Origin of the sequence: Bacteroides sp. MSSM.1001136sp1_RTP21357st2_D2_RTP21359_211015 (genome assembly GCF_040913205.1) — a bacterium.
Lineage (GTDB): Bacteria > Bacteroidota > Bacteroidia > Bacteroidales > Bacteroidaceae > Bacteroides > Bacteroides ovatus.
The window spans coordinates 90,896-116,044 of the sequence record NZ_JBDFVF010000006.1 but is presented as its reverse complement, the minus strand read 5'-3'; the positions used below and the strand labels follow the sequence as shown (position 1 = coordinate 116,044).

The 25,149-nt window shown below is 41.1% G+C and carries 12 protein-coding genes; all 12 read left to right on the top strand.

What is annotated here, in order from left to right:
- Positions 1-91: 91 nt before the first annotated feature.
- The 12 genes from AB5217_RS06365 (at position 92) to AB5217_RS06310 (ending at position 25,139) form a co-directional block, all read left to right on the top strand.
- Positions 92-892, top strand: a complete 801-nt coding sequence (locus AB5217_RS06365) for an alpha/beta hydrolase (protein WP_229115798.1) — start codon at positions 92-94, stop codon at positions 890-892.
- Positions 893-1,582: 690 nt separating this feature from the next.
- Positions 1,583-2,893, top strand: coding sequence for a glycoside hydrolase family 28 protein (locus AB5217_RS06360; RefSeq protein ID WP_368112667.1), 1,311 nt, complete (start codon positions 1,583-1,585; stop codon positions 2,891-2,893).
- A gap of 302 nt (positions 2,894-3,195) precedes the next feature.
- The gene (locus AB5217_RS06355) at positions 3,196-5,625 is read left to right on the top strand and encodes a glycoside hydrolase family 88 protein (RefSeq protein WP_373131945.1); all 2,430 of its coding nucleotides are present in this window, start codon (positions 3,196-3,198) and stop codon (positions 5,623-5,625) included.
- Positions 5,626-5,798: 173 nt separating this feature from the next.
- Positions 5,799-7,490: a polysaccharide lyase family 1 protein gene (locus AB5217_RS06350; protein ID WP_004301615.1), complete on the top strand. Its 1,692-nt coding sequence runs from the start codon at positions 5,799-5,801 to the stop codon at positions 7,488-7,490.
- 26 nt (positions 7,491-7,516) lie between these two features.
- A complete protein-coding gene (locus tag AB5217_RS06345; protein ID WP_004301617.1) occupies positions 7,517-9,790 on the top strand; it encodes a fasciclin domain-containing protein in 2,274 nt (757 codons plus the stop codon).
- Between the two features lie 12 nt (positions 9,791-9,802).
- Entirely contained in the window at positions 9,803-13,069 is a 3,267-nt protein-coding gene (locus tag AB5217_RS06340) for a SusC/RagA family TonB-linked outer membrane protein (protein WP_004301619.1), read from the top strand.
- A 13-nt stretch (positions 13,070-13,082) separates the two neighbouring features.
- The gene (locus tag AB5217_RS06335) at positions 13,083-14,630 is read left to right on the top strand and encodes a RagB/SusD family nutrient uptake outer membrane protein (protein WP_004301622.1); all 1,548 of its coding nucleotides are present in this window, start codon (positions 13,083-13,085) and stop codon (positions 14,628-14,630) included.
- Between the two features lie 16 nt (positions 14,631-14,646).
- Positions 14,647-16,380 (top strand): DUF5108 domain-containing protein, encoded by a 1,734-nt coding sequence (locus AB5217_RS06330; protein ID WP_032846044.1) that lies wholly within the window; start codon positions 14,647-14,649, stop codon positions 16,378-16,380.
- Between the two features lie 7 nt (positions 16,381-16,387).
- A complete protein-coding gene (locus tag AB5217_RS06325; protein WP_004301626.1) occupies positions 16,388-18,067 on the top strand; it encodes a hypothetical protein in 1,680 nt (559 codons plus the stop codon).
- A 20-nt stretch (positions 18,068-18,087) separates the two neighbouring features.
- Positions 18,088-21,228 carry a SusC/RagA family TonB-linked outer membrane protein gene (locus tag AB5217_RS06320; protein WP_032846036.1) on the top strand — a complete coding sequence of 1,047 codons (3,141 nt, stop codon included), beginning with the start codon at positions 18,088-18,090 and terminating at the stop codon, positions 21,226-21,228.
- 2 nt (positions 21,229-21,230) lie between these two features.
- Entirely contained in the window at positions 21,231-22,904 is a 1,674-nt protein-coding gene (locus tag AB5217_RS06315; protein WP_004308520.1) for a RagB/SusD family nutrient uptake outer membrane protein, read from the top strand.
- Positions 22,905-23,027: 123 nt separating this feature from the next.
- Positions 23,028-25,139 (top strand): hypothetical protein, encoded by a 2,112-nt coding sequence (locus AB5217_RS06310; protein WP_195647115.1) that lies wholly within the window; start codon positions 23,028-23,030, stop codon positions 25,137-25,139.
- Positions 25,140-25,149: the final 10 nt, after the last annotated feature.

Here is a 25,149-nt window from a genome sequence, read left to right as displayed (position 1 = left end):
TAGTATGAGACTAATTTCTTTTTGTAAAATATTACTTTTAAGCGGTTGCTTTACAACTGTTTGTACTTCTATGAATGCACAAGACAAAGTTATGAAAAAACAGGATTCGCCTATTGATATAGATTTGTGGCAAAACGGCTTACCCAATACGAATGGGATGGAAGCCCAGGGATATGATGATAAAAAGAATAATTTCAAACCTAGTATCCGGGTATATTTGCCGAAAGCTTCTCAACAGCCGGCGAGAGCTGTTATTATATGTCCGGGAGGTGGATACGGGCATTTGGCAATGGCTCACGAGGGGTATGACTGGGCACCGTTTTTCAATGAACAGGGAATAGCAGCTATTGTCTTAAAGTACCGTATGCCTAATGGTAATCGGGAGGTTCCCATGTCGGATGCATACGAAGCTATTCGTTATGCGAAAGAACATGCTTCTGAATGGAATATTAATCCTGATTGCATTGGTATCATGGGATTTTCGGCAGGTGGTCATTTGGCCTCTACAGTGGCTACGCATGCTTCCGAAGAACTTCGTCCTGCTTTTCAGATTCTTTTTTATCCGGTAATTTCGATGGAACCTAAATACGGGCATGGTGGATCGTGCAGACAGTTTCTAGGTGAAAAAGCAACGGAGGAATTGAAAAAGGAATTTAGTAATGAGTATCAGGTGGATTCGCTTACACCAAGAGCGTTTATAGCTTTATCCGATGATGACAGGGGCGTGGTACCTATGAATTCTATTCGTTACTATTCTGCTTTGAAAGAAAAGGAGATACCGGCTGCCATGTATATTTATCCCAGTGGTGGGCATGGATGGGGAATGAAAGATAGTTTTAAATTCCGCAATGAAATGTTGATAGAGCTGAAGGCTTGGTTAATGACTTTTTAAAGTAAATGATCGAATCTTATGATATAATTCTTCTTATGGACAGGTTGCTCTTGACAAACCCTTTTTTATGTTGTATATTTGTAGGTGTGAATATCAATGAGTAAAAGGTATCATTAAAAAGAATGAAAAAGAAAATAGTACAATATGATGACAATATATTAGGGAACTCTTGCAGTAGTTAAACTGTGAGAGTTTCTGTATGAGCCAGAGGCTGCGAATCTTTATGGGGTTTGCAGCCTTTTTTGTTGCAAAAAAAGACCGCTATATCTTTAAAGTCGGAATTTATCATTTATAATAAACTTGGGTACCGTTTATAATAAACTCCTCAATAATTTATTAAGAACGTTGAAGAGGATTATGAAAGAAGAGTTAATTTTTTTCTTCTTTGATATATGATAAAATATGTTTTATCATGAGTTTACTATAGAAAGTAAATGAAATGGACGTTACTATCACGAAATTCTATTCTTTTATAAAGAAGATGTGCTTTTTTATTTCGGACATAACGTTTTTATTCTGGTTCTATGTATATATAAAAGTGTATCCGGATATGGAATATTGTATATGGATAAGTAGTATTTGAATCCTTTGCATAGAACTCCATAAGAAAATCAATATCTCCATATCCTTAGGCTTGGGGTGAATGGGAAGATGCGGTACTTTTGCGGAAAAAGTAATAAGCAGTAGAAAATGATAAAGTCAGCATTTTTAATAGTAGCGACATGTTGCAGTCTGCAACTGTTTAGTCAGGAAAAATTTCCCGATGGTAAAATTATACCGGATTGGTTTTACAAAAATGAAAAAACTGATATAAATGGATTAGGAAAGAATTTCTTGATTACCGACTATGGAGTAGTGAATGATAGTACACTGTTACAGACAGAGCAAATTCAGGCTGTTATAGATTTGGCGTCTGATAATGGAGGCGGAGTCATTGTTATACCTGAAGGTACTTATCTTAGTGGTGCGCTGTTCTTTAAGCCGGGAACACACTTGCATTTGGAAGAGAAAGCTATATTAAAAGGTAGTGACGATATTAGCAACTTTCCTGTAATAGAAACACGGATGGAGGGACAGAACCTAAAGTACTTTTCAGCTTTGATTAATGTTGATAAGGTAGATGGTTTCACCCTTTCCGGAAAAGGAAAAGTTGATGGAAACGGTGAACGATATTGGAAGTCATTCTGGTTGCGGAGGCGTGTTATTCCTAAATGTACTAATATGGATGAATTGCGTCCTCGTCTACTTCATATATCTCATAGCAATAATGTACAAGTTTCAGATGTGCGACTTGTTAATTCTCCGTTTTGGACAACTCACATTTATAAGTGTGATAGCGTAAAACTTTTGAATTTGCATATCTTTTCACCTTCTTTTCCCATAAAGGCTCCAAGTACGGATGCAATCGATATTGATGCGTGTAAAAATGTACTTGTCAAGGGATGCTATATGTCGGTTAATGATGACGCAATTGCATTAAAAGGTGGCAAAGGACCATGGGCTGATCAAGATCCCGATAATGGTGGCAATTGTGATATTATCATTGAAGACTGTACTTTCGGATTCTGTCACGGAGTGCTGACTTGCGGTAGCGAATCGATATATAATCATAATATAATTCTTCGACGCTGTAATCTGGATCAGGCTAAACGCCTGTTGTGGTTGAAAATGCGTCCGGATACTCCCCAACAATATAAGTACATCCTCGTTGAAGACATAAAAGGAAATGTCCGCAATTGTATCTTTATTGCTCCTTGGACACAGTTTTATGATTTGAAAGATCGCAAGGATATGCTAGTCTCGTATTCCAGCTATATTACAATGCGTAATATTCATCTGGATTGTGATTCCTTTTTTGCTGTAGAGAAATCAAAACAATATAAATTATCCAATTTCTGTTTTGACAATTTGACTATTACGGCTAAAAAAGATGTGAAGATAGATGAAAATATTATTGATGCATTGGTTATGAGAAAGGTTGAGATAAATAAAGTGAATTAAAAAAGAATGGTAGAAAGACTGGAAAATCGTACATAGCCTGTAAAATCGTACAAAATAGGCGTGTGATGGGCTGTACGCACATGAATTTACATAAGAAAGTCGAATTCTCCATATTCCTTTTCTTTAACTCTACCATGTAATGCGGTATCTTTGACATGTGCTTATTCAGTAAAATATTGAATCTAAAACTATAAAATACAATGAAATTCTGTAGAATTATTTTTTGTCTGTGGTTATTGGTCTGTTTCTTTCCAATAGGTATTCATGCAGATATACAACTTCCTTCTATATTATCAGATAATATGGTACTTCAGCAAAATGCGAAAGTACGTTTTTGGGGAAAAGCACGTCCCGGAGAAAAGATTTTGGTAAAGACTTCATGGGATCATAAGAAATACAAGGTGACTGCTTTAGCAAACGGTCATTGGGAACTGATGATACAAACACCGGCTGCTACTTCCGGACAATCTGTAATGTTGAAAGGTGATAATAAGATCCGGATCAATAATATATTAATAGGTGAAGTTTGGCTTTGTACGGGACAGTCAAATATGGAATTTCCCGTAGCCCGTAATCCGCAAGTGAAATGGAAAACAGGAATGTTGAATGAAGCGGAAGAAATGAAAGATGCTGATTTTCCGGAAATCCGCCTGTTTCATGTAGAGCATCAACTGGCACCTGATGGTGAAAAAGAAGATTGCGTTGGAAAGTGGGTGGTTTGTAATCCGGAGAATCTGAAGGACTTTTCTGCTGTAGGATTTGTCTTTGGACGTAAATTGTATAAAGAATTGAGTACACCGGTTGGATTGATTCAGTCTACTTGGGGAGGAACACATGCTGAATCCTGGACAAGTATGAAAGTGATGGAAAACAATCCGCTGTATGCTGATGTCTTAAAACAATATTCGAAGGAAAAGGTGAGTAGGGAAAAAGATAAGTGTAAGGTTCCGGCTACTTTGTGGAATGGTATGATTGCTCCTATAGTAGGGTATACAGTGAAAGGAAATATCTGGTATCAGGGAGAATCCAACTCTGTTCGCTATGAGAAATATCAGGAAGTATTTACTAACTTGATAAATAGTTGGCGGAAAGAATGGAATCAGCCGGATATGCCTTTCTATTTTGTACAGATTGCACCACATTACAAACAACCGGCAGGTATTCGTGAAGCACAATTAAAAACATGGTTAAGTGGACTTGAAAACATTGGTATGGCAGTAGTGACGGATGCAGCCGATTCTACCGACATACATCCACGAAATAAAGTTGCACCGGGCGAACGGCTGGCAGCTTGGGCATTAGCAAAGCAATATGGTAAAAAGATTGTTTATTCAGGACCTCTCTACAAATCAATGAAAGTGAATGGGAGAGAAATTACATTAGATTTTCAATTTGCGGAAGGTGGCCTGCAGACACCCGGCAATGAACCGGTAAAAGGATTTTTTATTGCCGGCAATGATGCGCGGTTTTATCCGGCTGATGCTGTGATTGATGGAAGTTCGATAACACTTTCTTCAACTTATGTCTCTGCACCTGTAGCTGTACGCTACGGTTATGGGACTTTCTTTAGAGTGAATCTGTTTAATAAAGCCGGACTTCCGGCAGTTCCTTTCCGTACGGATACTTTTGCTCCCGACACTTATTATCGTCTGTTTGCCGATTCGGAAATTCGTCGTTTCCCGGAAGCGTGGCAACTGGATCATGGAAAACGCCTGTATTTTGGTTATGCGCAAGGAGTAGGTTGTTGTGCGATGTTACAAGTTTGGAAGAAAACAGGAGACCGTAGGTACTTTGATTATGTAGAGGCATGGGCTGATTCTTTGGTAGACGACAAAGGAGAGATTCATTTATATAAGAAAGAAACCTATAATCTGGATTATATAAATTCCGGAAAAGTTCTGTTTGATTTGTACAAGGAAACCAAAAAGGAGAAATATAAATTGGCTATCGAGAATTTGATAGATCAGCTAAAAAAGCAACCTCGTACAACAGATGGAGGTTTCTGGCATAAGAAAATATACCCTAATCAGATGTGGTTGGATGGATTGTATATGGCTTCTCCTTTTATGGCTCGATATGGAGCTGAATTTAATTGTCCGGAATGGATTGATGAGGCTGTTAAACAATTCACTCTATGCCATCAACATACTTATGACGCCAAGACCGGACTTTACTATCATGCATGGAATGAAGACCGGAGCCAGCGATGGGCTGATCCGGAGACTGGTCATTCTCCTAATTTCTGGGGACGTAGTATAGGTTGGTGGTTTATGGCTATGGTAGATGCTTTGGAATATATTCCCCAAGATCATTCAGGTTATGCTGATATGATTAAATGGACGAAAGAATTAGCAGAAACCCTTTCAAAATACCAAGATAAAAATGGCTTGTGGTATCAGGTAATTGACCAACCTTCACGTACCGGTAATTTTCCGGAAGCTTCTGTTACGACACAATGTATGTATGCCTATATGAAAGCTGTAAATAAAGGATATATTGATAGTAGATATCGTGCCATTGCAGAAAAAGCCTTTAAAGGTCTGTGCAATAAACTGCTAATCTCAAATCCGGACGGAACATTGACATTGACAAGATGTTGCCAAGTGGGTGGGTTAGGTGGTAAGCCTTACCGTGACGGCAGTTTCGAGTATTATATAGGAGAGAAGATGAGAGATAATGATGCTAAAGCAACAGGACCTTTCATTATGGGATGTATTGAGTTGAATAAATAACAAGATTCTGGGATGAAAATATTTGCTATATATTGCAACACTTTTGTAAGGGTATTTGTGGATATTTCTATTCCTAAGAATATTATTAAGGGCACTCCTTAAAGGATGTACACTTTTTAAATTTGATTTTATTTATTAATCAAATAAGTATTTTTAATTATAATTTTATAAGAATGAAAAACACTGTATCTTTTCAGAGGAAAGGCATATCTATTGCCATGAAATGCTTTACAAGCATTTTCTATTTCTTCTTATTTTCGCTTTCATCGCTAGCGGCTTGTGTTGATAAAGAACCGGTAGATGAAGAAGATGTAGACCCTGCTATTAATCCCCCTATTACTTTTGTGGAGGATGATGAAGAAGGTAATAATGAAGGCATTACAGGTCCGGCATTTCCTTCCTTTACCAGTAATAATGCACCAGCATTTCCTGGTGCAGTGGGATATGGAAGAAACGCTGATGGTGCCCGTGGAAGTAACACTAAATCTGTTTATGTTGTAACCAATCTGAATAATAGCGGTACAGGGTCACTAAGAGATGCCGTCAGCCAGTCAAACAGAATTATAGTATTTAACGTATCGGGTGTGATTGATTTAAACAAAGAAGTGCTCGTATTTAAGGACAACCAAACGGTTCTGTTCCAAACAGCTCCAGGTGATGGTATTGAACTTTATAATGGTAGGACTTCTTCTACCAATGCAGATAACCTGATTGTACGCTATATGCGTATGCGTGCCGGTCGGCAGGTTAGTGGCAGTGACAATATAGATGCGGGAGGAGCGGCTTACGGTCACGACCAAATTTATGACCATTGTTCTTTTACATGGGGGACAGATGAATGTTTTTCACTTAACAATGACAAACAGCCAGAGGGACTTTATAACATTACATTACAAAATTCAATACTAGGGCAAGGATGTCAGAATCACTCTTGTGGAGGATTAGTTCAAACGAGTGACGAAGAAGGAATTACTGTTTACCGAAATCTATTTATTGATAATAAGACTCGTAATTTTAAAGTAAAAGGACTGAATCAATTTGTTAATAATGTTCTCTACAATTGGGGAAATGGAGCAGCTTATAATATGGGTGGCGAATCTTCTGGGCACTCCAACACAGTCATTGAAAATAATTATTTTATCAAAGGACCAGCTTATACATGGGTGAATACGTCATATCCTATAGCAACTACAGATAAGAGTATGTTCGATGATGAAACGAAATATCATTATAATGGAATAAGTAGTGACAATAACAATTATTTGGCAGATACTTATCAACAAGTAAATCCGACTAAACCTTTCATTGGTGGTACCGGTGATGGCGATTTCGATACCTATTGTGTAGGCAACTATTACGATGATAATAAAGATGGCACATTAAATGGATTTGAAATCACGCAAGGCAATTGGCAAACTTATTGCAGTGCCACTCCTGTCTTTTTGAGTAAACCAGACAGCCAGCATCCGGAAATCACCATAAAAGTTAGTGCTACAGAAGCCTATCACTGGGTTGTTAAAAATGTTGGTCCGGTTTTACCCAATCGTGATTTGGTAGATCAATTCATGATTGATGAACTAACCACATTAGGGATTAAAGGAACGATTTTCCGTAACCAAAACCTAGAACGCCAATACCCTCTTGCCAAGACTTGGCAAAGCATCAATATTGGCACTCCTAGAGTAGATACGGACAGTGACGGTATGCCCGATGATTTTGAAGATAAATGGGGCTTAAATAAAAATGATCCGAATGATGCTGTAAGAACTGCAGCAAACGGATATACTAATATTGAAAACTATGCTCTTTCGCTTGAATTCCCAAATGAATATGAGAAAGCATGGCAAGAAGCATACGGAGAATAGTAACTTATCTAATAATTTATCAAACAATGAAAAACGCTACATTTTTACAAAAGATGTTGTGGCTGCTATGCCTTCCATTGATCTTGCTTTCGTGTGAGGATAAGATGGACGAGCACTATGAAGTGCCCGATTGGGTGGCAGACAACGCATGGGAGGTGTTAAGTTCCGGTGAACACGGTAACTATTCTATCTTCCTACGGGGACTGGAGATTTCCGGTTACAAACAAATGCTGGAAGGCAAAAGTATTCTGACTATCATGGCTCCTGATGACACAGCCTTTCAGGCTTATCTGAACGAAAAAGGATATGCCAATATTGAAGTCGTGCCCATTAACGAAGTCAAAAAGCTCATTGGTTATCATGTACTTTATTACTCTTACACCAAAGAGAATCTAGTTAATTTCCGTCCTGTGGGAAGTACAGAAACGGAAGAAGAAAAAAATGTTGATGCTGGATTATTCTACAAGCACCGCACCAGAAGTTCGGACACTCCGGAATTAGAAAACAGATCCGATGGTTCTTCCGTTATGGTGTATCATCTTGAACGTTATCTTCCGGTATTTTCTTACCGCTTTTTTCAGTCAAGAAAGCTGGATGCCAAAAGCAATTACGAAGCTTTCTACCCCAATTCCACTTGGACAGGAGACAATGGATTCAATGTTTCCAATGCATCTGTCAAAGAGTATGGCATTATAGCCAACAACGGTTACATTCATGCCATTGACCGTGTGCTTGAACCTTTGGAAACTATCTATACCGAGATGAAAAAACGGGACGAATATTCTACATTTTTCAATCTATACGAGTCTTTTGGAGAATATGTTGCCGATGACAACCTGACCAAATCATATGCTGCAGCATACGGTGTGGACACTTTATACCAATATCAACACAATGGTCTGCCTAACATTGCTTGCGAATGGCCGGTTAGCTCCTCACTCGCTTTCACCTCTTTGACAGCTATGGGTTATACCATCTTTGCGCCGTCCAATACTGCAATCGACAGCTTCTTTGAGGAATTCTGGGCAAAAGGAGGATATACTTCCTTGGGCGAAGTTGATAAACTGGCTATGAATTCATTCCTGCGTCAGTTCATTGATGCCGGATTAGCAGTATTTCCCGGTGACATAGAAAAGAGTATCAGTAGTACGAAAAGTGAGGATAAAATCGTGTCTGTGGAAGGTTCCGAAATCAATGTCAATCCGAATACGCTGAACGATAAAATTATGTGTGTCAACGGAGTATTATATGGTATGAACAAAATCAGCACACCGACTACTTTTGCTTCCGTACTTGGCACCATGTTCCAAAATAAAGAAGCACGTTCGTTCCTTTATGCAATGAACGGAACCTCTCTTCAACCATCTTTCGTTTCAAACAATGCAAAATACATTATGTTGATTCCGAAAGCAGCGCAATTTGAAGGTTCAGAGATTAGAACCTCTTATAGCACATCAACGTTGGAACAGAACACGGAAGATGGATGGGTGGAATTGAGCAATTCTTCCAAACAAGGTATTGTGAATATTCATTCGGCGAATATCCCGGAAACGCAATCGGCTTCTTTGCCGGACAATGGGATAAGGGTCATTACTACCCAGACAAGTTGGAACTTCTGGTTTGTCAAAGACGGGAAAATCACTAGTAACGCCCGTTTCAATATGCAACTGAATCCAGAATTCCAAGGAACGGTATTCTCTTCGTTCACGAAAGTTGGTGAAGGCTCTAACGGTACTTCTTATTGGTTTGACAATGAACAGCTCTTTAGCGCGGAAAATGGTGACTTGTCTCGTTCCATCGCTATTTGTGCCGACAAGCGCTATGTTTATTACAACTTTGCCCAATTGCTCAAGGAGGCGGGTATTACTGTCGGTGAGACTATGATGAATATCTTTGGCAAAGGACGCTTTGTCGCATTTATTCCGACGAATGAAGCCATACAGACAGCATTGTCAGAAGGAAAGATTCCGGGCGCTACCAATGCCTCTTTCGATGAAGACGGCAAGCTGACCGGAGAGTTCGACACAGCGACGTTGAAGGATTATTTGAATTCCTATTTTATCACCGGTGCCAAAAACACCATCGCGGCCTATCCTTATCCCGGTTCCAGTTTCAAAAGCGGAACATACAAGACTGAAAGTAGCGTAGCTCCCAACCTCATTTATACGGATAATGGAAGCACTCTGAACCTCGAATTGCAGGGACACGGCAAGTGCCAAGTGGTTTCAACTTATTCCAATTTCCCGTTTGCTTTTGGAGACGGTTGTTTTCACTTGATTGATGGCGTCTTTTTAAAATGAAAAACATAAGTTATGAAATTATTAAAATACATACTAGTAGCATTAGTATTCGTTGTCACTACCGGAGAGGCTTTCGGGCAAGTCAAAGTCTTGTCCGGTAAAGTATCGGAAATGTTCGGATCGACAGCGGATCCTTTGATGGGAGTCAACATAAACGTCATGAACTCCCAGAACCGTTCTTTGGGTGGAACCGTTTCCAATGTAGATGGTATCTATAATCTGAAGATTCCTGCCGGGGAGAAAAACCTGACAATCGTATTCTCTTATATTGGAATGAAAACGAAGAGAATCAAGTATACGGGACAAGAAAAGTTGAACGTCACCTTGCAGGAGGATACGAGAACTATTGACCAAGTAGTCATTGAAGGAAAACGTATCGAACGCAATGAATTGGGTATTACCGCCAGAGAACAGACTTCCGCTACCCAGAAAGTACAGATGAGCGACTTGGTAGACATAGCTCCGATTACGACCATCGAAGATGCCTTGCAAGGGCAGTTGGGTGGTGTGGATGTTGTGTTGGGCGGTGGCGACCCGGGTGCACGTGCTAATATTCAGATTCGTGGTGCAAGTACGCTGAATGCCAATGCCGACCCGTTGATTGTAATCGATGGTGTGCCCTATCCGGCTAATATTAGTGACGATACCGACTTCTCTACGATCAGTAATGATGATTTGGGAGCATTACTTAACATATCTCCACAGGACATCGAATCCATTGAAGTTTTGAAAGATGCTGCTGCTACTGCCATCTGGGGTACTAAAGGCGGTAACGGTGTATTGATGATCAAAACCAAGCAAGGAGTAACAGGAAAGACCCGTTTCACGTTCTCTTCCAAATTCTCTGCCAAGTTTGAACCGAAGAGCATTCCGATGCTGGACGGTAACCAATATTCAGCCATGATTTCCGAAGCTCTGTGGAACAGTGCCAACTATATAGGTCTTAGTAATTCGCTAAATTATCTGAATATGCTTTATAACTCTCCGGAGATCGGTTATCAACCGGACTGGACTTATTTTGACGAATACAACCAAGATACCGATTGGTTGGCTGCGGTACGCAAGAATACACAGACATGGGATAATAACTTCTCCATGAGCGGGGGTGGTGAAAAAGCCACTTATCGTTTTTCTCTAGGCTACCTCAATGAAGGCGGTACGACGATCGGAACCGGATTCAGCCGTTTGAATTCTTCTTTGAGTATCAACTATAAGTTCTCAAGAAGATTGAATTTCGGGGCACAGTTCAACTACTCTCAATCAAAAAGAGATGAAAACTATTACAACGTGCGCTCGGAAGCTTTCCGCAAAGCTCCAAACAAATCGCCTTATTACGTTGACGACACGACCGGAGAACTTACTTCACAGTATTTCAATCACAGTGAATATAGCAACTTGGATCCGGCATTCAAGGAGGACGGTAATGGTAGCAAATATTACAATCCGGTAGCGATGGCAAACGAGAGCGTCAAGAAAACGATCCAACGGGAGAGCAAGATGACTTTCCGTATCGAATATCAGATATTGAAAGGGTTGACTTATAAAGCCTATGCGAACTTGAATATCCGTAATACCAAAGGCCGTATGTTCTTGCCTCAGGTTGCTACCGGCCTTCCTTGGACAGACAGTTTTGCCAACCGTAGTACAGATACCTCTTCCGACCAGCTGACCATTGCTACGGAAAACCAGTTGATGTATCGCAACAGTTGGAAAGACAAACATTCATTGGTTGCCAACTTGTTGTTCCGTACGAATGAAACGACTAACTCCAGTTATGGCAGTCAAACTTCCGGTAATGCATCTTCCAGCCTGTCCGACCCTACTATCGGAAGCACGGTGCAAAAAGTAAGTTCCGGTGATTCTAAGGTGCGTAATATCAATGGCATTGGCGTTGTTAACTATACGCTGCTCAACCGTTATGTATTCAACGGAACCATTGGAGTAGAGAGTAACTCGGCAATGGGTAAGTCCGAACGTTTGGGGATTTTCCCTGCGGCAGGTTTTGCTTGGCATTTGGCTGACGAACCGTTCATGAATAACACAGACGAGTGGTTGGATGAATTCAAACTCCGTTTCAGTGTCGGTGAAAAAGGTAATGGCGCCGAAGGTACTTCCATCTATCTGGGTTCTTATGCATCCGGTGACAACTATATGAATATGAACTCCATCAAACCCAGTAGCATGCAGCTCAACAGGTTGAAATGGGAAACGACTACCGAATATAATACAGGAGTGGATATTTCTCTTTTCAAGAACAGAGTAAGTCTAACAGTGGATGTGTATCAGAAGTATACAAGAGATATGTTGCAACCAAAAATGAGCACGCCTACCAGCATTGGTTACGGTAGTGGATATAGGATGGCTTACTATAACTCAGGAAAGATGACTAATAAAGGTTGGGAGTTCCGTGCAAACATAATCGCTCTTAAACGTAAGGACTTTCAGTTGGGATTCAATTTCAACATCAACCAAAATACCAATAAGATTACAGAAATTCCGGTAAACTATACGGAAGAAAACTACACATTCGGTAACGGGAACTATGCTTTTCGTTATGAAGTCGATCGTCCTTTAGGCTCTTTTTACGGTTATCGCTACAAAGGTGTTTACCAGAATGCGGAAGCAACTCATGCACGTGATGCAGAGGGCAACATTATGAAAGACGTTAAAGGTAATCCTATTGTAATGATGAACGGTCATTATACTGTAGCTCCGGGTGATGCCATATATGAAGACATCAACCATGATGGTGTCATCAATCAGTATGATATTGTCTATTTGGGCAACTCACAGCCGAGATTTACCGGAGGATGCGGTTTTAACATTACTTACAAGCAATTCAAACTGGTTGCCAACTTCTATGGCCGTTACGGACAGAAAGTCATTAACATGACTCGTTTGAACAACGAATCTATGTACGGAATCAACAACCAAAGTACCGCTGTGCTCAGACGTTGGCGCAACGAAGGTGATATGACCGAAATCCCGCGCGCGCTTTATGGGGAAGGTTACAACACTTTAGGTTCCGACCGTTTTGTGGAAGATGCTTCTTATCTTCGTTTGCAAACTTTATCATTGAGTTACCGTCTGCCTAAAAAAGTATGCAGAGCTTGGGGAGTCAATAATATTGATTTCTATGTGACCGGCCGTAACCTCTTCACTTTTACTAAATATACAGGACAGGATCCGGAAGTGAAGACGGAAAGAACATTGGCAAAGGATGAAGCGGTAACGCCGACCTCCATCCAGCTCACTTGTGGTTTTAATCTAAGTTTTTAAAAACGCTACGAACATGAAAAAAATATTTGTTATACTATTACTGACAGGAGGCTTGTTGACGAGCGGTTGCAGTGACTGGCTTGATGTACTGCCTAAAGACAAGCAGAGCACGGATATGTACTGGCAATCTGCTGAAGACGTGGAATCCATCCTTGCGCAAGGATACAGTTGTATGCGCAATTGTATTCCATATATGATTGACTGGGGAGAGTTGCGGGGCGGATCGGTAATTGTTCCTTCCAGAGCTACCGAGAATGGTAGAGTCCAGAATTTTCAAGTACTTCCTAACAATTCAAGAGTGGCATGGGGTACATTCTACCAAGCCATTGGCATGGCGAATGCTGTATTGAAATATGCGCCGGGTGTGATGGAGAAAGACGAAAGTTACCATGAATCCCAGATGAATTCACACTGTACGGAAGCCTATTTTATTCGTGGATTGATGTATCTGTATCTGGTACGTAATTATGGAGAAGTACCTTTGATCACCGAACCTTACGTGGATGATGAGATGCCGACCAATGTGGCCAAATCATCTGAACAGGAAATCTTGGAACAAATAAAGAGCGATATGCGTACAGCTCTGGATACCAATGCAGCCAAGGAATTTTTTGAAGATTCATGGGCAACTAAAGGACGTTCCACCAAATGGGCTTTGTATGCGTTGATGGCGGAAACCTGCTTATGGGCGGAAGATTATGACGAATGCGTCACTTACGCTGACTATCTAATTAATGCTACCTCCGGTAGGCGTCCGGTTTTCATGTCTGTCCCCAGCCAATGGTTCCAAATTTTTTATCCGGGCAATAGCAATGAGTCCATTTTTGAATTGCAGTTCGATGGCGCTACTTATTACCAGACAAACAATTGTCCGACTAGTATTATGCCATACAGTACTTCCAGTACCAATAAAACTTATATGTATTCTGAAGCGATGACATTGCGTTTGTATGAGGAGAGTCTGAAAGAGGCTGTCCGTACTTATTTCGGTTCATGTGCACCACGCGAAAATCTTCATACACCCAGCTATTATGACGATTATCCCGATAATGCCATTATTTGGAAATACTCAGGGATGGGTACAAATAGTCTGATAGCTATCCGTGGTGGAAATCAGATGGATGCCAATTATATCATTTACCGGATGGCAGATGTCATGTTGATGAAAGCCGAAGCATTGATTCGGAAAGGCGGTAGCGAGAATTGGACGGAAGCCGTAGAGATAATGAACCAGATTCGCAAACGTTCCAACTTAGTTCCCTTGACCGTGGCTATGGAAGAAATTAGTGAACTGGATTTGTTGCAACTATTGCTGAACGAACGGGACATGGAGTTTGCCGCAGAAGGAAAACGATGGTATGATCTGCTTCGTCTGGGAAAGCAGCAAAATTTTAAGTATAAGGCTGAATTTAAGGAACTCGTGATGCAGAACAACAGCACCGCAGAGCCTAAATGGCTAAATTCCGCTTTGAATAACAGCGATGCCTGGTATCTGCCTCTTCCCGAAAGTGATGTGAACACCAACCGATTATTGGAACAGAACCCTTATTATGATAAATAATCAAACCATGAATAAAATGAAAAAGATAGGAAGGATTTATTGGATGCTGCTCATTATCTTATGCACGGCCTGCAATGATCCGTATGAAGGAGACACGTTCTCTGTTTATGATATACAGCCGGCTGCTACTTACTTGTCCAGCCGTTCCGGTGAATTTTCAGAATGGATTTCCATTATGAAATACGCTGACCTATACAATGCCGTCAATCAAGCGACTCAATATTTCACCCTTTTTGTCCCCACGAACGAGGCGGTGAAAGCATTCTATACGAAGAAGGGGATTACTTCTATTGAAGAATTGGGAGTGGAATATGCTCGTAACCTAGTTTCTTTTCATATTGTTCAAGATACAATCAGTCAGGAAAAATTTATCGAGCAAGAAGGCACGTTAAGTAAAAAAACGGTTTCCGATGACTTCCTTTCGGTGTCTTTCGGCAGTGCTGAAAATGGCGGCGGTGGTTTGCAATCAGTCTATCTGAATAAGGAAGCCCATGTCATAGAGTTTGCCAATTTGGTATCAAACGGCTACGTTTATGTGCTTGAAAACACGTTGACTCCGTTGACCGAGAGTGTGTATCAACGTATCGCTGAAAATGGAGACTACACCATCCTGAAAGGTGCATTGGATGCTACCGGATGGGGAAAGGAAATCAATACCATCTACGACACCATAGAAAATCAGTCGGGAGGTACTACTCAGCAAAAGCGAAACTATACCTTCCTTGCCGTAACGGATGCAGTTTTTAGTGAAAACGGTATCAGTAGTTTGCAAGATTTAGTACGGAAATTGGAAGCAGGTTCTGACTATACTAATCCGGATAATGCTCTTTATCAGTACGTTGCCTATCATATTTTGCCGGGAAGCTATGATCTGAAGAAAATGAGGAGTTTTGATACAGCAGACGTAACTTCTAAAATTTGGGATACTTCAAGTACCGGAAATATCGTCAAGGTAAGCAACAAGAATGATATTTTCTATCTCAACTATGCAGATGAGGAACATCGTGCCACGTTCCTCGAAGATTACAGTGACTTGCAGGCAAAGAACGGATACATTCATCAAGTCAGCACATGGTTGCCCATCGCCGAAGCTGAACCGGAAACTGTTTTGTTCGACTTGTGTAATTACTCCCTCATCGGTGAATGGATTGCAGCTGGTCATGGAGAAGAAGGTATCAAATTTCAGGCAGTAGGAGATGAAGAGAAAAAGTGTTCGGTGACAGAATTAAACTGTTATCAATATGAATTAGTAAATCCGGCAGGAGCGTATGACAGTTATTATAATGTTACTTATTTCCAGATAAGTTCAAAAAATGATTGGAAAACAGCAAATAATGGTGATCTTCTAATGCTGAATATTGGTAACACTGGATGGGTTTCCATGCAAACTCCTTCCATTATCAAAGGTAAATATAAAGTGACTCTGCAGTTTGGATATGCTACATCGCAACTATTCATTAAGCAACAAAGTAATAGCAATGGCGGACAAATGGATTTCAAGCTGATAAGCGGAACAGAAGAAGTTTTGTTGAACGAGCAAACTGAATATAAGCCTTATACAGAATTAGAAGGTTCAGCTCCTAAATTAGGACTCTATAAAAGCGTCATAAATAATGAAATAGAGTTTACAGATACTCAATCATATACTTTAAAAATAGTATTGAAAGATCCGGGAGCTAGCGCTAGTTCCAACTCTAAATATCGTATTTATCTGGATTATATCTTATTTGAACCTGTAATAGAAGAATAAAAGAACCATGAAAACGAAAAAATACATACTATATGCTCTATCCTTTCTGACATTGATAGGCAGTAGTTGTTCCGACACATGGGACAACCATTACGCTCAAGAGCAGAGTGCAGTAAACAATGACCAAATTACGATTGTCAATAAACCGCTGACCGAGTATCTGGCAGAAGAATCTTCGTTGACCAATATGTATCAGTTGTTTAAGGAAACCGGTATGATTGACGAAATGCAGAAAAAGGAACAGATGTACACCATCTTAGCTACGGAAGCAGATCTGGCACCAACAAGAGCTGCAAGCAACGATGATGTATATACCGCTCAAACTTATATCTCCGATGCATCTATTTCTCCGTCTAAAATTACAGATGGCCAACGTCTTTTGATGTGGAGTGGCAAATTTTTGAATATCAAGAAAACGGAAGAAGAAACCGGGAACATCATCCAGTTCAATAATGCAACAGTAACTAAAATAGTGAAACTGACTAATGGTTATCTTTACATACTGGATCAGGCGATTGTATCTCCGCGAAGTATGTATGAGATTATTGAATCATTGGGAGACGATTATTCCATTTTCCGTCAGATGATCTTGTCGCGCAATCAACTGACATTCGACAAGAACGCCAGTGAAATTATTGGAGTGGACAACACGGGAAATACGGTTTACGACTCCGTATTTACTGTAAAAGCCCCTTATTTTGAGAATAAAGGCTTCGACATTATGTCGGAAAACGTGACTGCAACCATGCTGATTCCTTCCAACGAGGTAATCAATGATGCTTTGACTACCGCACGTCAGAAACTGACAGAATGGGGACTGGAACGCGAAGACAGTATCATTAGAAACTGGGTATTCCAAGCTGCGTTTTTCAACAAGAAGTACACTAAACTGGATTTTGAGGAGAACGAAGACCTCAAATCGGTGTTTTCCAAGCAGTGGCGTACCACCGTTCAGGAAGTAGATCTTGACCATCCGGTAAACATGAGTAACGGAACTGCATACTATGTGAAGAAGATGAAAATTCCTACCAATGTGTTGATTTATCGTCTGAAAGATCATTTTTATTACTATGAAAAGATGACGGCATTAGAAAAAGAAACTTATTTCAAAACGACAAATCTGGCATATAAGGAAATTGGACATAGCGATGGTAAAAGTTATCATGACGGATGGCCTGCAATGGGATTTCCTAGAATCTATTATTACACTTTGGTGTATGATCTGGCAGATCCTGCAAACAAAACTTATACGCTTGAATTTACACCATTCAAGTATAAAGAAATGGGAACTACAGAGCATGAGGTTTCACCTTATAAGATTCCGGAAGGAACATATAAGATTTATTTCGGATTTGAACAGGACAAAAGTGGTAAAGTTGGACAGGTGAAGATATTTGTCAATGACGTGGAGGTAGGAACCGCTTCAGAAAGTGCAAATAAAGGTACCAATTTCCATTTCGACCGTAATGGCGGTGGATATGCGGAAGGATATGATGCTAATGCTGCCAAAGCTGCCGGAGTTAGCAAATATAGTAACTATGATCGCGATGGTGGAGTCATGTCCAATGAGTTGGTCGTTACGGGAGAAGCCAAACCTATCACGATACGTTTTGAAGGTTCAGGTAATAGCTTGACAAAGGCTATCTTCTTCCACTGGTGTTTGAAACCTACAGAGGATTGTTATTAATCTTATGAAATAAAGACAAAATGAAAAAGATACAAATTTTATTTTTCACTTTTCTGCTTTGCCTTTTTGCAGCCGATGTATGTGCGCAGAAACAGGACAAGGTAAGCGGAAAAATCCTATCTTCTCTCAATACTCCGGTGAAGGGAGCGGTAGTGTCCGTTACAGGAAGTGAAGATGTGACCACAGATGAAAACGGAGTATTCCAAACTGAATGTAAGGATCTGAAGAAAGCGTGGATTTCTGTCTGGGCGGTAGGCTACTACACGGTTCGTCAGGCATTGGACGGACGGAAGGATATCAACATCATCCTGATTCCCGAATCTAAATATAAATATAATGAGACAACGGTTTTGCCTTTTCGGGTTGAAACGAATGAAGTCACTACTTCGGCAGAGAACATCACTAAAAAGGATTTCACGCCTGCCAGCATGAATATTGACCGTGCGTTAGCCGGTCAGATCGCCGGTTTACAGGTCACTCGCGGCAGTGGTATGCCGGGGGAAGGAAGCTATATGAATCTGCGCGGTGTGCGTTCATTTGTCGGTAACAACGCTCCGCTAGTGATTATCAATGGCATTCCTTATATTCCTGACGTGCACAATTCGCAGATGATCAACGGATATAGTCGAAATATTTTTCAAGCCTATAATATCAATGATATTCAGAACATCACTGTTTTAAAGGGTGCGGAAGCTGCTATCTATGGTTCGATGGGTGCCAATGGCGTTATTCTGATAGAAACCGACGGTGCTACTTCAGACAATATGAACACGGAAATCAGTTATTACGGACAGTTCGGAATGAGTTGGAATGATAAACGTATACCGCTTTTGTCTGGTATCGATTATAAGTCGTTCCTGTCTGACATGGGTATGAATTACTATGGAAATATGGAGAACTTTTTCAATAATTTCCCGTTCATGAATGATGCAGAAGGCAAAAACGGTTACCTTTACAACAACAATACCAACTGGCAGGATGAACTCTACCGGAATGGATTCGTCACAGACAATTTGTTCCGTATAGAAGGTGGTGACAATATTGCCAAGTACGACTTGTCATTGGGTTACGCCAACGAACAGGGGATACTGAAAAGTACGAAGCAAGACCGTTATCACACGCAATTAAACGGTAACTTCCTCGTAAGCAAGAACTTTGAAGTGTATGCCACTATCGGTCTGGCTTATATGAACGGTCATTTCCAAGAACAGGGAATGTCCCGGCATACCAACCCGATTTTGGCAGCCTATGCGCAATCACCTTTGCTTGCTCCTTACCAGAAAACGTCCAATGGTGACTTTACTCCTCTTTATTCATCTTATTATTATGGTATCTGTCAGGATTTGACTTTTGCAGTCAGTAACCCTGTCGCCATCGTGAACGAAGTGGACGCTAACAACCGTCAATATGATGTCAATATCAAAGCCGGATTCAACTATCGGATTATTCCCGGACTGTCTGTCGACGGTGTATTTGGCATTTATTATAACTATAACAAAGAGCACATCTTCATGCCGGGTGTAAGCGATCCGGTTATTGTTCCCGCTATTGACACTTACGGTGAACAGAAGAACGTCGTGCGCGAAGGAGTGGCGGAAACGCAGAACTACTTCTATAACCTGAATGCCCGTTTCAACAAAGTGTTCAGTAACAGACACGTCCTTAACGCAATGGCGGGATGCCAAGTGCTGACTACGCAGAACGAACTTGATGGAGCTTTTGCCCGTAATACGACAAACGACTTTTATCAAGTATTAAATTCTGCCAATAAGGTGGGTTCTTATTTCGACGGTTATCTGGCAAAATGGAACTGGATGAACATCTTTGCCCATGCCGACTATACGTATAACAATCTTTTGAATGTTTCTGCAAATATGTCTGTCGACGGTTCTTCTGCCAATGGAAAATATACCAATCGTTTCCGTGTATATCCGTCTGCCGGATTGACATGGATGGCAAAGAATATGTCTTTCCTGATTGACAAGGATTGGGTTAACCGTCTGGATCTCCGTGCCGAATATAGTGTTACCGGCAACAGCCGTTTCTCTTCCAATTATGGCAGAAATTACTATAGCAGTTTGCCGTACATGGCAGTATCCGGCATTGTGCGGACACAAATCCCGAATACACACCTGAAACCGGAAGTGACCACACAGATGAACTTGAGCTTGGACGCCGCTTTCTTGAGAAACCGCATCAGTTTGGGAGTTGATTATTATCGGGGCAGAAGCAAGGATGTAATCATGAATGTCAACACTTCAGCCGTTTACGGTACTTCCGGCTATTATACCAACTGTGCAAAAATCGACAACAAAGGGGTAGAACTCTCCTTCCAGGCTTCTTTAATCCATCTGCGCGATTTCGAATGGATTGTGGGAGGAAATATCGCGTTCACCGACAATAAGATCAAGTCTTTAGGCGGATATGACCAAAAGACATTGGAATATAGCGATGGCGCCACAGTGGTCAGTCGTGTAGGTGGAAGCCCGTACGAATTCTACGGATTACAGGCCGACGGAGTCTATGCCACTCAAGCCGAAGCTGACAAAGCCAATTTGGTCAACAGCAGTATGCAGGCATATCAAGCCGGTGACGTGCGTTTCATTGACCAGAATAACGACGGACGTATTGACATAAAAGACCGTATATCTTTGGGAAGCGCCGCTCCCGATTATTTCGGAGGCTTTTACACTAACTTCCGCTACCGGCATTTCGCACTGTCCGCAGAATTTGCATACTCTAAAGGAAACAAAGCATACAATGCCGTAAGACGTACTTTGGAATCGGCTTCTTCTTTTTCTAACCAGAGCGTTGCCGTCAGTAATCGTTGGAGCGTGGAAGGGCAAGTGACTGATATGCCTCGTGCAACCTTCGGAGACGCTATCGGCAATAACAACTTCTCTTCACGTTGGATAGAGGATGCTTCTTATCTGCGTATAAAGAATATCACATTGAGCTACAACTTTGATAAACCGATATGGAACTTCTTCCGCTCCGGAACGATCTACGTAACCGGTGAAAACTTGCTGACAGCTACCAAATATTTAGGATTGGATCCTGAATTTGCTTATTCGTCTAGCGACAACGCAACACAAGGATTCGATTATGCGAAAGTAATGCAACCAAAATCCGTTAAACTGGGTATAAACTTGAAATTCTAATTATGAAGATGAAAAAAATAATACTGAATGTCGCATTGGTCTTTGCAGCTGCTGTAATGGGTAGCTGTGACAGCTTCTTTGAAGTAGATACGGATGACACGTTGGACGGCAGCGAATATATTTCTGAAGAGAGCGAAATGTATTCGGGGTATATGGGTATCATGGCAAAGATGCAGGCTGTCGGTGACAAGGCAATTTACTTGAATGAACTAAGGGGGGAACTGGTAGAACCCACCTCAACCGCTCCCACAGAATTGTATAGCTTGTACAATTATGATGATGATCTGGAAGGAAACTCGTATGCGAATCCTGCTGGATATTATGAGATAATCAATGCGTGCAACGACTATCTTCGGAAGTTACAGACATACAAGGAGAGCAATTCAATAGATATGACCCGCTATAAAGCTTTGGTCAGCAGTACGTTGCGTATAAAAGCATGGACTTTTATGACGATTGCCAAGATTTATGGTAAAGTCGTATGGGTGGACAAACCGATGGATTCATTAAGGGATCTTTCCAAATTCAAGACTTTGGAATTGGATGATGTCATGGCAGCCTGCAAAAATCTGCTGGACATTGGTTTTGATGATGTAGACGGAACATACGAGACTGCTTGGAAAGACTGGGTGGATCCGGATACAGAACTTGCAAACAGTGAATACCGTCGTTGGGATATGATGACGCCTCCTTACTATGCCGTATATGCGGAAATCTGCTTGTGGATGGGTAAATACCAGAAATGTATTGATCTGATACAAGGTGAAATGAATAGAAGATACCAACAGAGTCAGAACCAGTCTATCGCCTATCTGCGTAACGCCCAATTGCTGGGACAATGGGGAAAGTTCTTTAATTACGAGACTCCTTACGATTATGAGTCGGTATCTGCTGTTATGTACAACTATCAGAATAAGCAGACAAACAGTCTGTTAAAACATTTTGATTCCGATTACCCCAATAAGTTCTGGCTTGCTCCTGCTGAAAAAGCGATGGAACGCTTCTCGGATAAAGACTTCGACCCGATAGGTGCCAACGAAGAAGATTTCAGGAAAACCTATACTTTCAAGGAATACAATGGCAAGTGGGTTATCAGCAAATTCCGTCCGCCCTATAATCCGGTGCGTGCCGCTTATCGCGATGACGTGTTTGTCTATTTGTACCGTGGTGCAGAACTTTATCTCATGATGGCGGAAGCGTTCAACCAACTCGGCAAGAAGAATGCCGTTGATGCATTGATAAATACCGGTGTTGAAGGTTATGTGGATGAATTCGAGAGAAATGCGGATGGAGTTCTTTCCGGAACATGGAACGGCTTTACTCCCCACTGGACCAGTTTGAAAACTGTATATAAACTGGCAAACGGAACGACGAGTATTACTAACCGTGCTTATGGAGATAACGGCTTGCGTGGAACTGCCAAAACCAATATGGGCTCTCGGTCATTCACCAATGATATCAAAAGCAATGATGAGGAACTGTTGAAGGAAATGATGCTGGAAATGGCTTGTGAAGGAAAGGTTTATCCAGCTATGATCCGTATGGCGAAACGTTATAATGACAACAGTATTATGGCAAAATATATTTGCGAGAAATATGAAGGCAAGGGGAATGTTGCCGCTATCCGTGAAAAGATCATGAATGGAGACTATTTCATCAAATGGAATTTAAAATAAAATTTCCTGAATAATCCACTGACATGGATTAAGTAAAATATGGGTGACGCGGGTTTTTGAATGAGAATCCGCGTCATTTGTTTCAAATATAAATACTTTTGTAAATAACAATAATAAAGAATCATGAAAACATTCGCAGTATCTATTGCAGTACTTTTTATTTGGACAGCTTGCGGAGATGGAAATCAGCCGATAATTGACCGCGAGGCATTAGTAGAAAGGAATAGTCCTGTTGTGACGGCATTCGATTCATTAGCTTCACTTTCTGTAGGAAATGGAGAGTTTGCTTATACGGTAGACATAACCGGATTACAGACGTTTCCGGACAATTATAAAAAAGGAGTTCCATTGGGAACGCAAAGCCAGTGGGGCTGGCATAGCTTCGCCAATCCGGACCGGCTTACTCCGGAAGAAACCCTGAAAGAATACGATTTTGGCAGGGGAAAGAAAGAACTTTACGCTACTCAATTCAAAGAAGAAGGCAGACAACAGGATGCCGCTAATTGGTTTCGTGTCAATCCGCATCGTCTTCATTTAGGAATTGTCGGTTTTGACGTGGAAGAAGGTACGGATATTGAACAGGTAACTGACGTTCATCAGAAACTTTGCTTGTGGGATGGAAAAATCGAAAGCCGGTTTAAATTAAACGGTGAAGATTATCAAGTGGAGACAGTCTGCCATCCTTCTAATGATATGATTGCTGCAAATATTACTTCTAAGGCGCATACCGGGATTTGTTTTCGCTTTCCGTATCCTACGGGCGCTCATTGTGATGATGCGTGTAATTGGGAAGCCGTTGATAAACATACAACGACTATTGTTACTCAAAATGAATCTTCCGCAGTTTTGAAACATACTTTAGATAGCACAGAGTATTTCGTAACTTTGTGTTGGGAAGGGAAGGCTACTTTAAATGAGAAAGCAAAACATTATTTTGTCCTGACTCCGATGGACGATCATTTAGCTTTTACATGTGCTTTTACTAGTACAGCTCCTTCAACGCAGCCTGTTACTGTAGCACAAACTCAAGAAGAAGCAAAAAACTATTGGAACTCGTTTTGGAAGGAAGGCGCAGCTGTTGACTTTTCGGCATGTACGGACCCACGGGCCAAAGAACTGGAACGACGTGTGGTACTTAGCCAATATTTGCTTGCTATTCAGAGCGCAGGTACTATTCCTCCGCAAGAGACGGGGCTTACCTATAATTCGTGGTTTGGCAAATTCCATCTTGAAATGATCTGGTGGCACGAAGCTCAATTTGCTCTTTGGAATCGTAGCAACTTACTTGACCGTACATTAGGTTGGTATGAAAAGGTTGAACCGATAGCGCGTCAAATAGCCCAAAGACAAGGGTTTGATGGCGTTCGCTGGATGAAAATGACCGACCCGTCAGGAACAGAAGCCCCTTCCAAAGTAGGAAGTTTTCTGATTTGGCAACAACCTCATTTAATTTATTTGGCAGAATTACTTTATCGTGCTGATCCGACTAAAGAAGTGTTGGAGAAATATAATCGTTTGGTACAGGAGACTGCAGAATTTATGTACTCTTTTGCTACATACGATGAACTGGAAGGACGTTACGTATTGAAAGGTGCCATTCCTGCACAAGAAACGTTGCGTGCTGCAGAAACAATTAATCCTCCTTTTGAACTTTCTTACTGGCATTTTGCCATGCAGACCGCTCAACAATGGCGTGAACGTATGGGACAGCAACGCAGTTTGGAATGGGATGAAATGATCGATAAACTTTCCCCTTTAGCATCTAATAATGAAGGACTTTATCTGGCTGCTGAAACAGCCATAGATACTTATAAAGATATTCGTTATACTTCCGACCACATGGCAGTATTAGGTGCAGTCGGTATTCTTCCGATGAATAAACTGATCCGGGAAGATTATATGAAAAATACATTGCACTGGATTTGGGATAACTGGAATTGGGGTAAAACCTGGGGATGGGATTATCCGATGACGGCTATGAATGCTGCCCGTTTGGGTGAACCGGAAAAGGCAGTCGGAGCTTTACTGATGGATAAACGCACAAACACATACTTGCCGAATGGTCATAATTATCAGGACGGTCGTTTACGTATTTATTTACCGGGTAATGGCGGCTTGCTGACTGCTATTGCGATGATGTGTGCCGGTTGGGACGGATGTACGGAGATTAATCCGGGATTTCCGAAAGATGGAACTTGGAATGTCCGTTGGGAAGGATTGAAGCCATTACCATAATCAAACACAA

Coding starts and splice junctions, on each gene's coding strand:
- AB5217_RS06330 (WP_032846044.1), top strand. CDS start 14,647: ATGAAAAAGATAGGAAGGATTTATTGGATGCTGCTCATTATCTTATGC.
- AB5217_RS06315 (WP_004308520.1), top strand. CDS start 21,231: ATGAAGATGAAAAAAATAATACTGAATGTCGCATTGGTCTTTGCAGCT.
- AB5217_RS06310 (WP_195647115.1), top strand. CDS start 23,028: ATGAAAACATTCGCAGTATCTATTGCAGTACTTTTTATTTGGACAGCT.
- AB5217_RS06325 (WP_004301626.1), top strand. CDS start 16,388: ATGAAAACGAAAAAATACATACTATATGCTCTATCCTTTCTGACATTG.
- AB5217_RS06355 (WP_373131945.1), top strand. CDS start 3,196: ATGGTACTTCAGCAAAATGCGAAAGTACGTTTTTGGGGAAAAGCACGT.
- AB5217_RS06345 (WP_004301617.1), top strand. CDS start 7,517: ATGAAAAACGCTACATTTTTACAAAAGATGTTGTGGCTGCTATGCCTT.
- AB5217_RS06340 (WP_004301619.1), top strand. CDS start 9,803: ATGAAATTATTAAAATACATACTAGTAGCATTAGTATTCGTTGTCACT.
- AB5217_RS06320 (WP_032846036.1), top strand. CDS start 18,088: ATGAAAAAGATACAAATTTTATTTTTCACTTTTCTGCTTTGCCTTTTT.
- AB5217_RS06335 (WP_004301622.1), top strand. CDS start 13,083: ATGAAAAAAATATTTGTTATACTATTACTGACAGGAGGCTTGTTGACG.
- AB5217_RS06365 (WP_229115798.1), top strand. CDS start 92: ATGAAAAAACAGGATTCGCCTATTGATATAGATTTGTGGCAAAACGGC.
- AB5217_RS06360 (WP_368112667.1), top strand. CDS start 1,583: ATGATAAAGTCAGCATTTTTAATAGTAGCGACATGTTGCAGTCTGCAA.
- AB5217_RS06350 (WP_004301615.1), top strand. CDS start 5,799: ATGAAAAACACTGTATCTTTTCAGAGGAAAGGCATATCTATTGCCATG.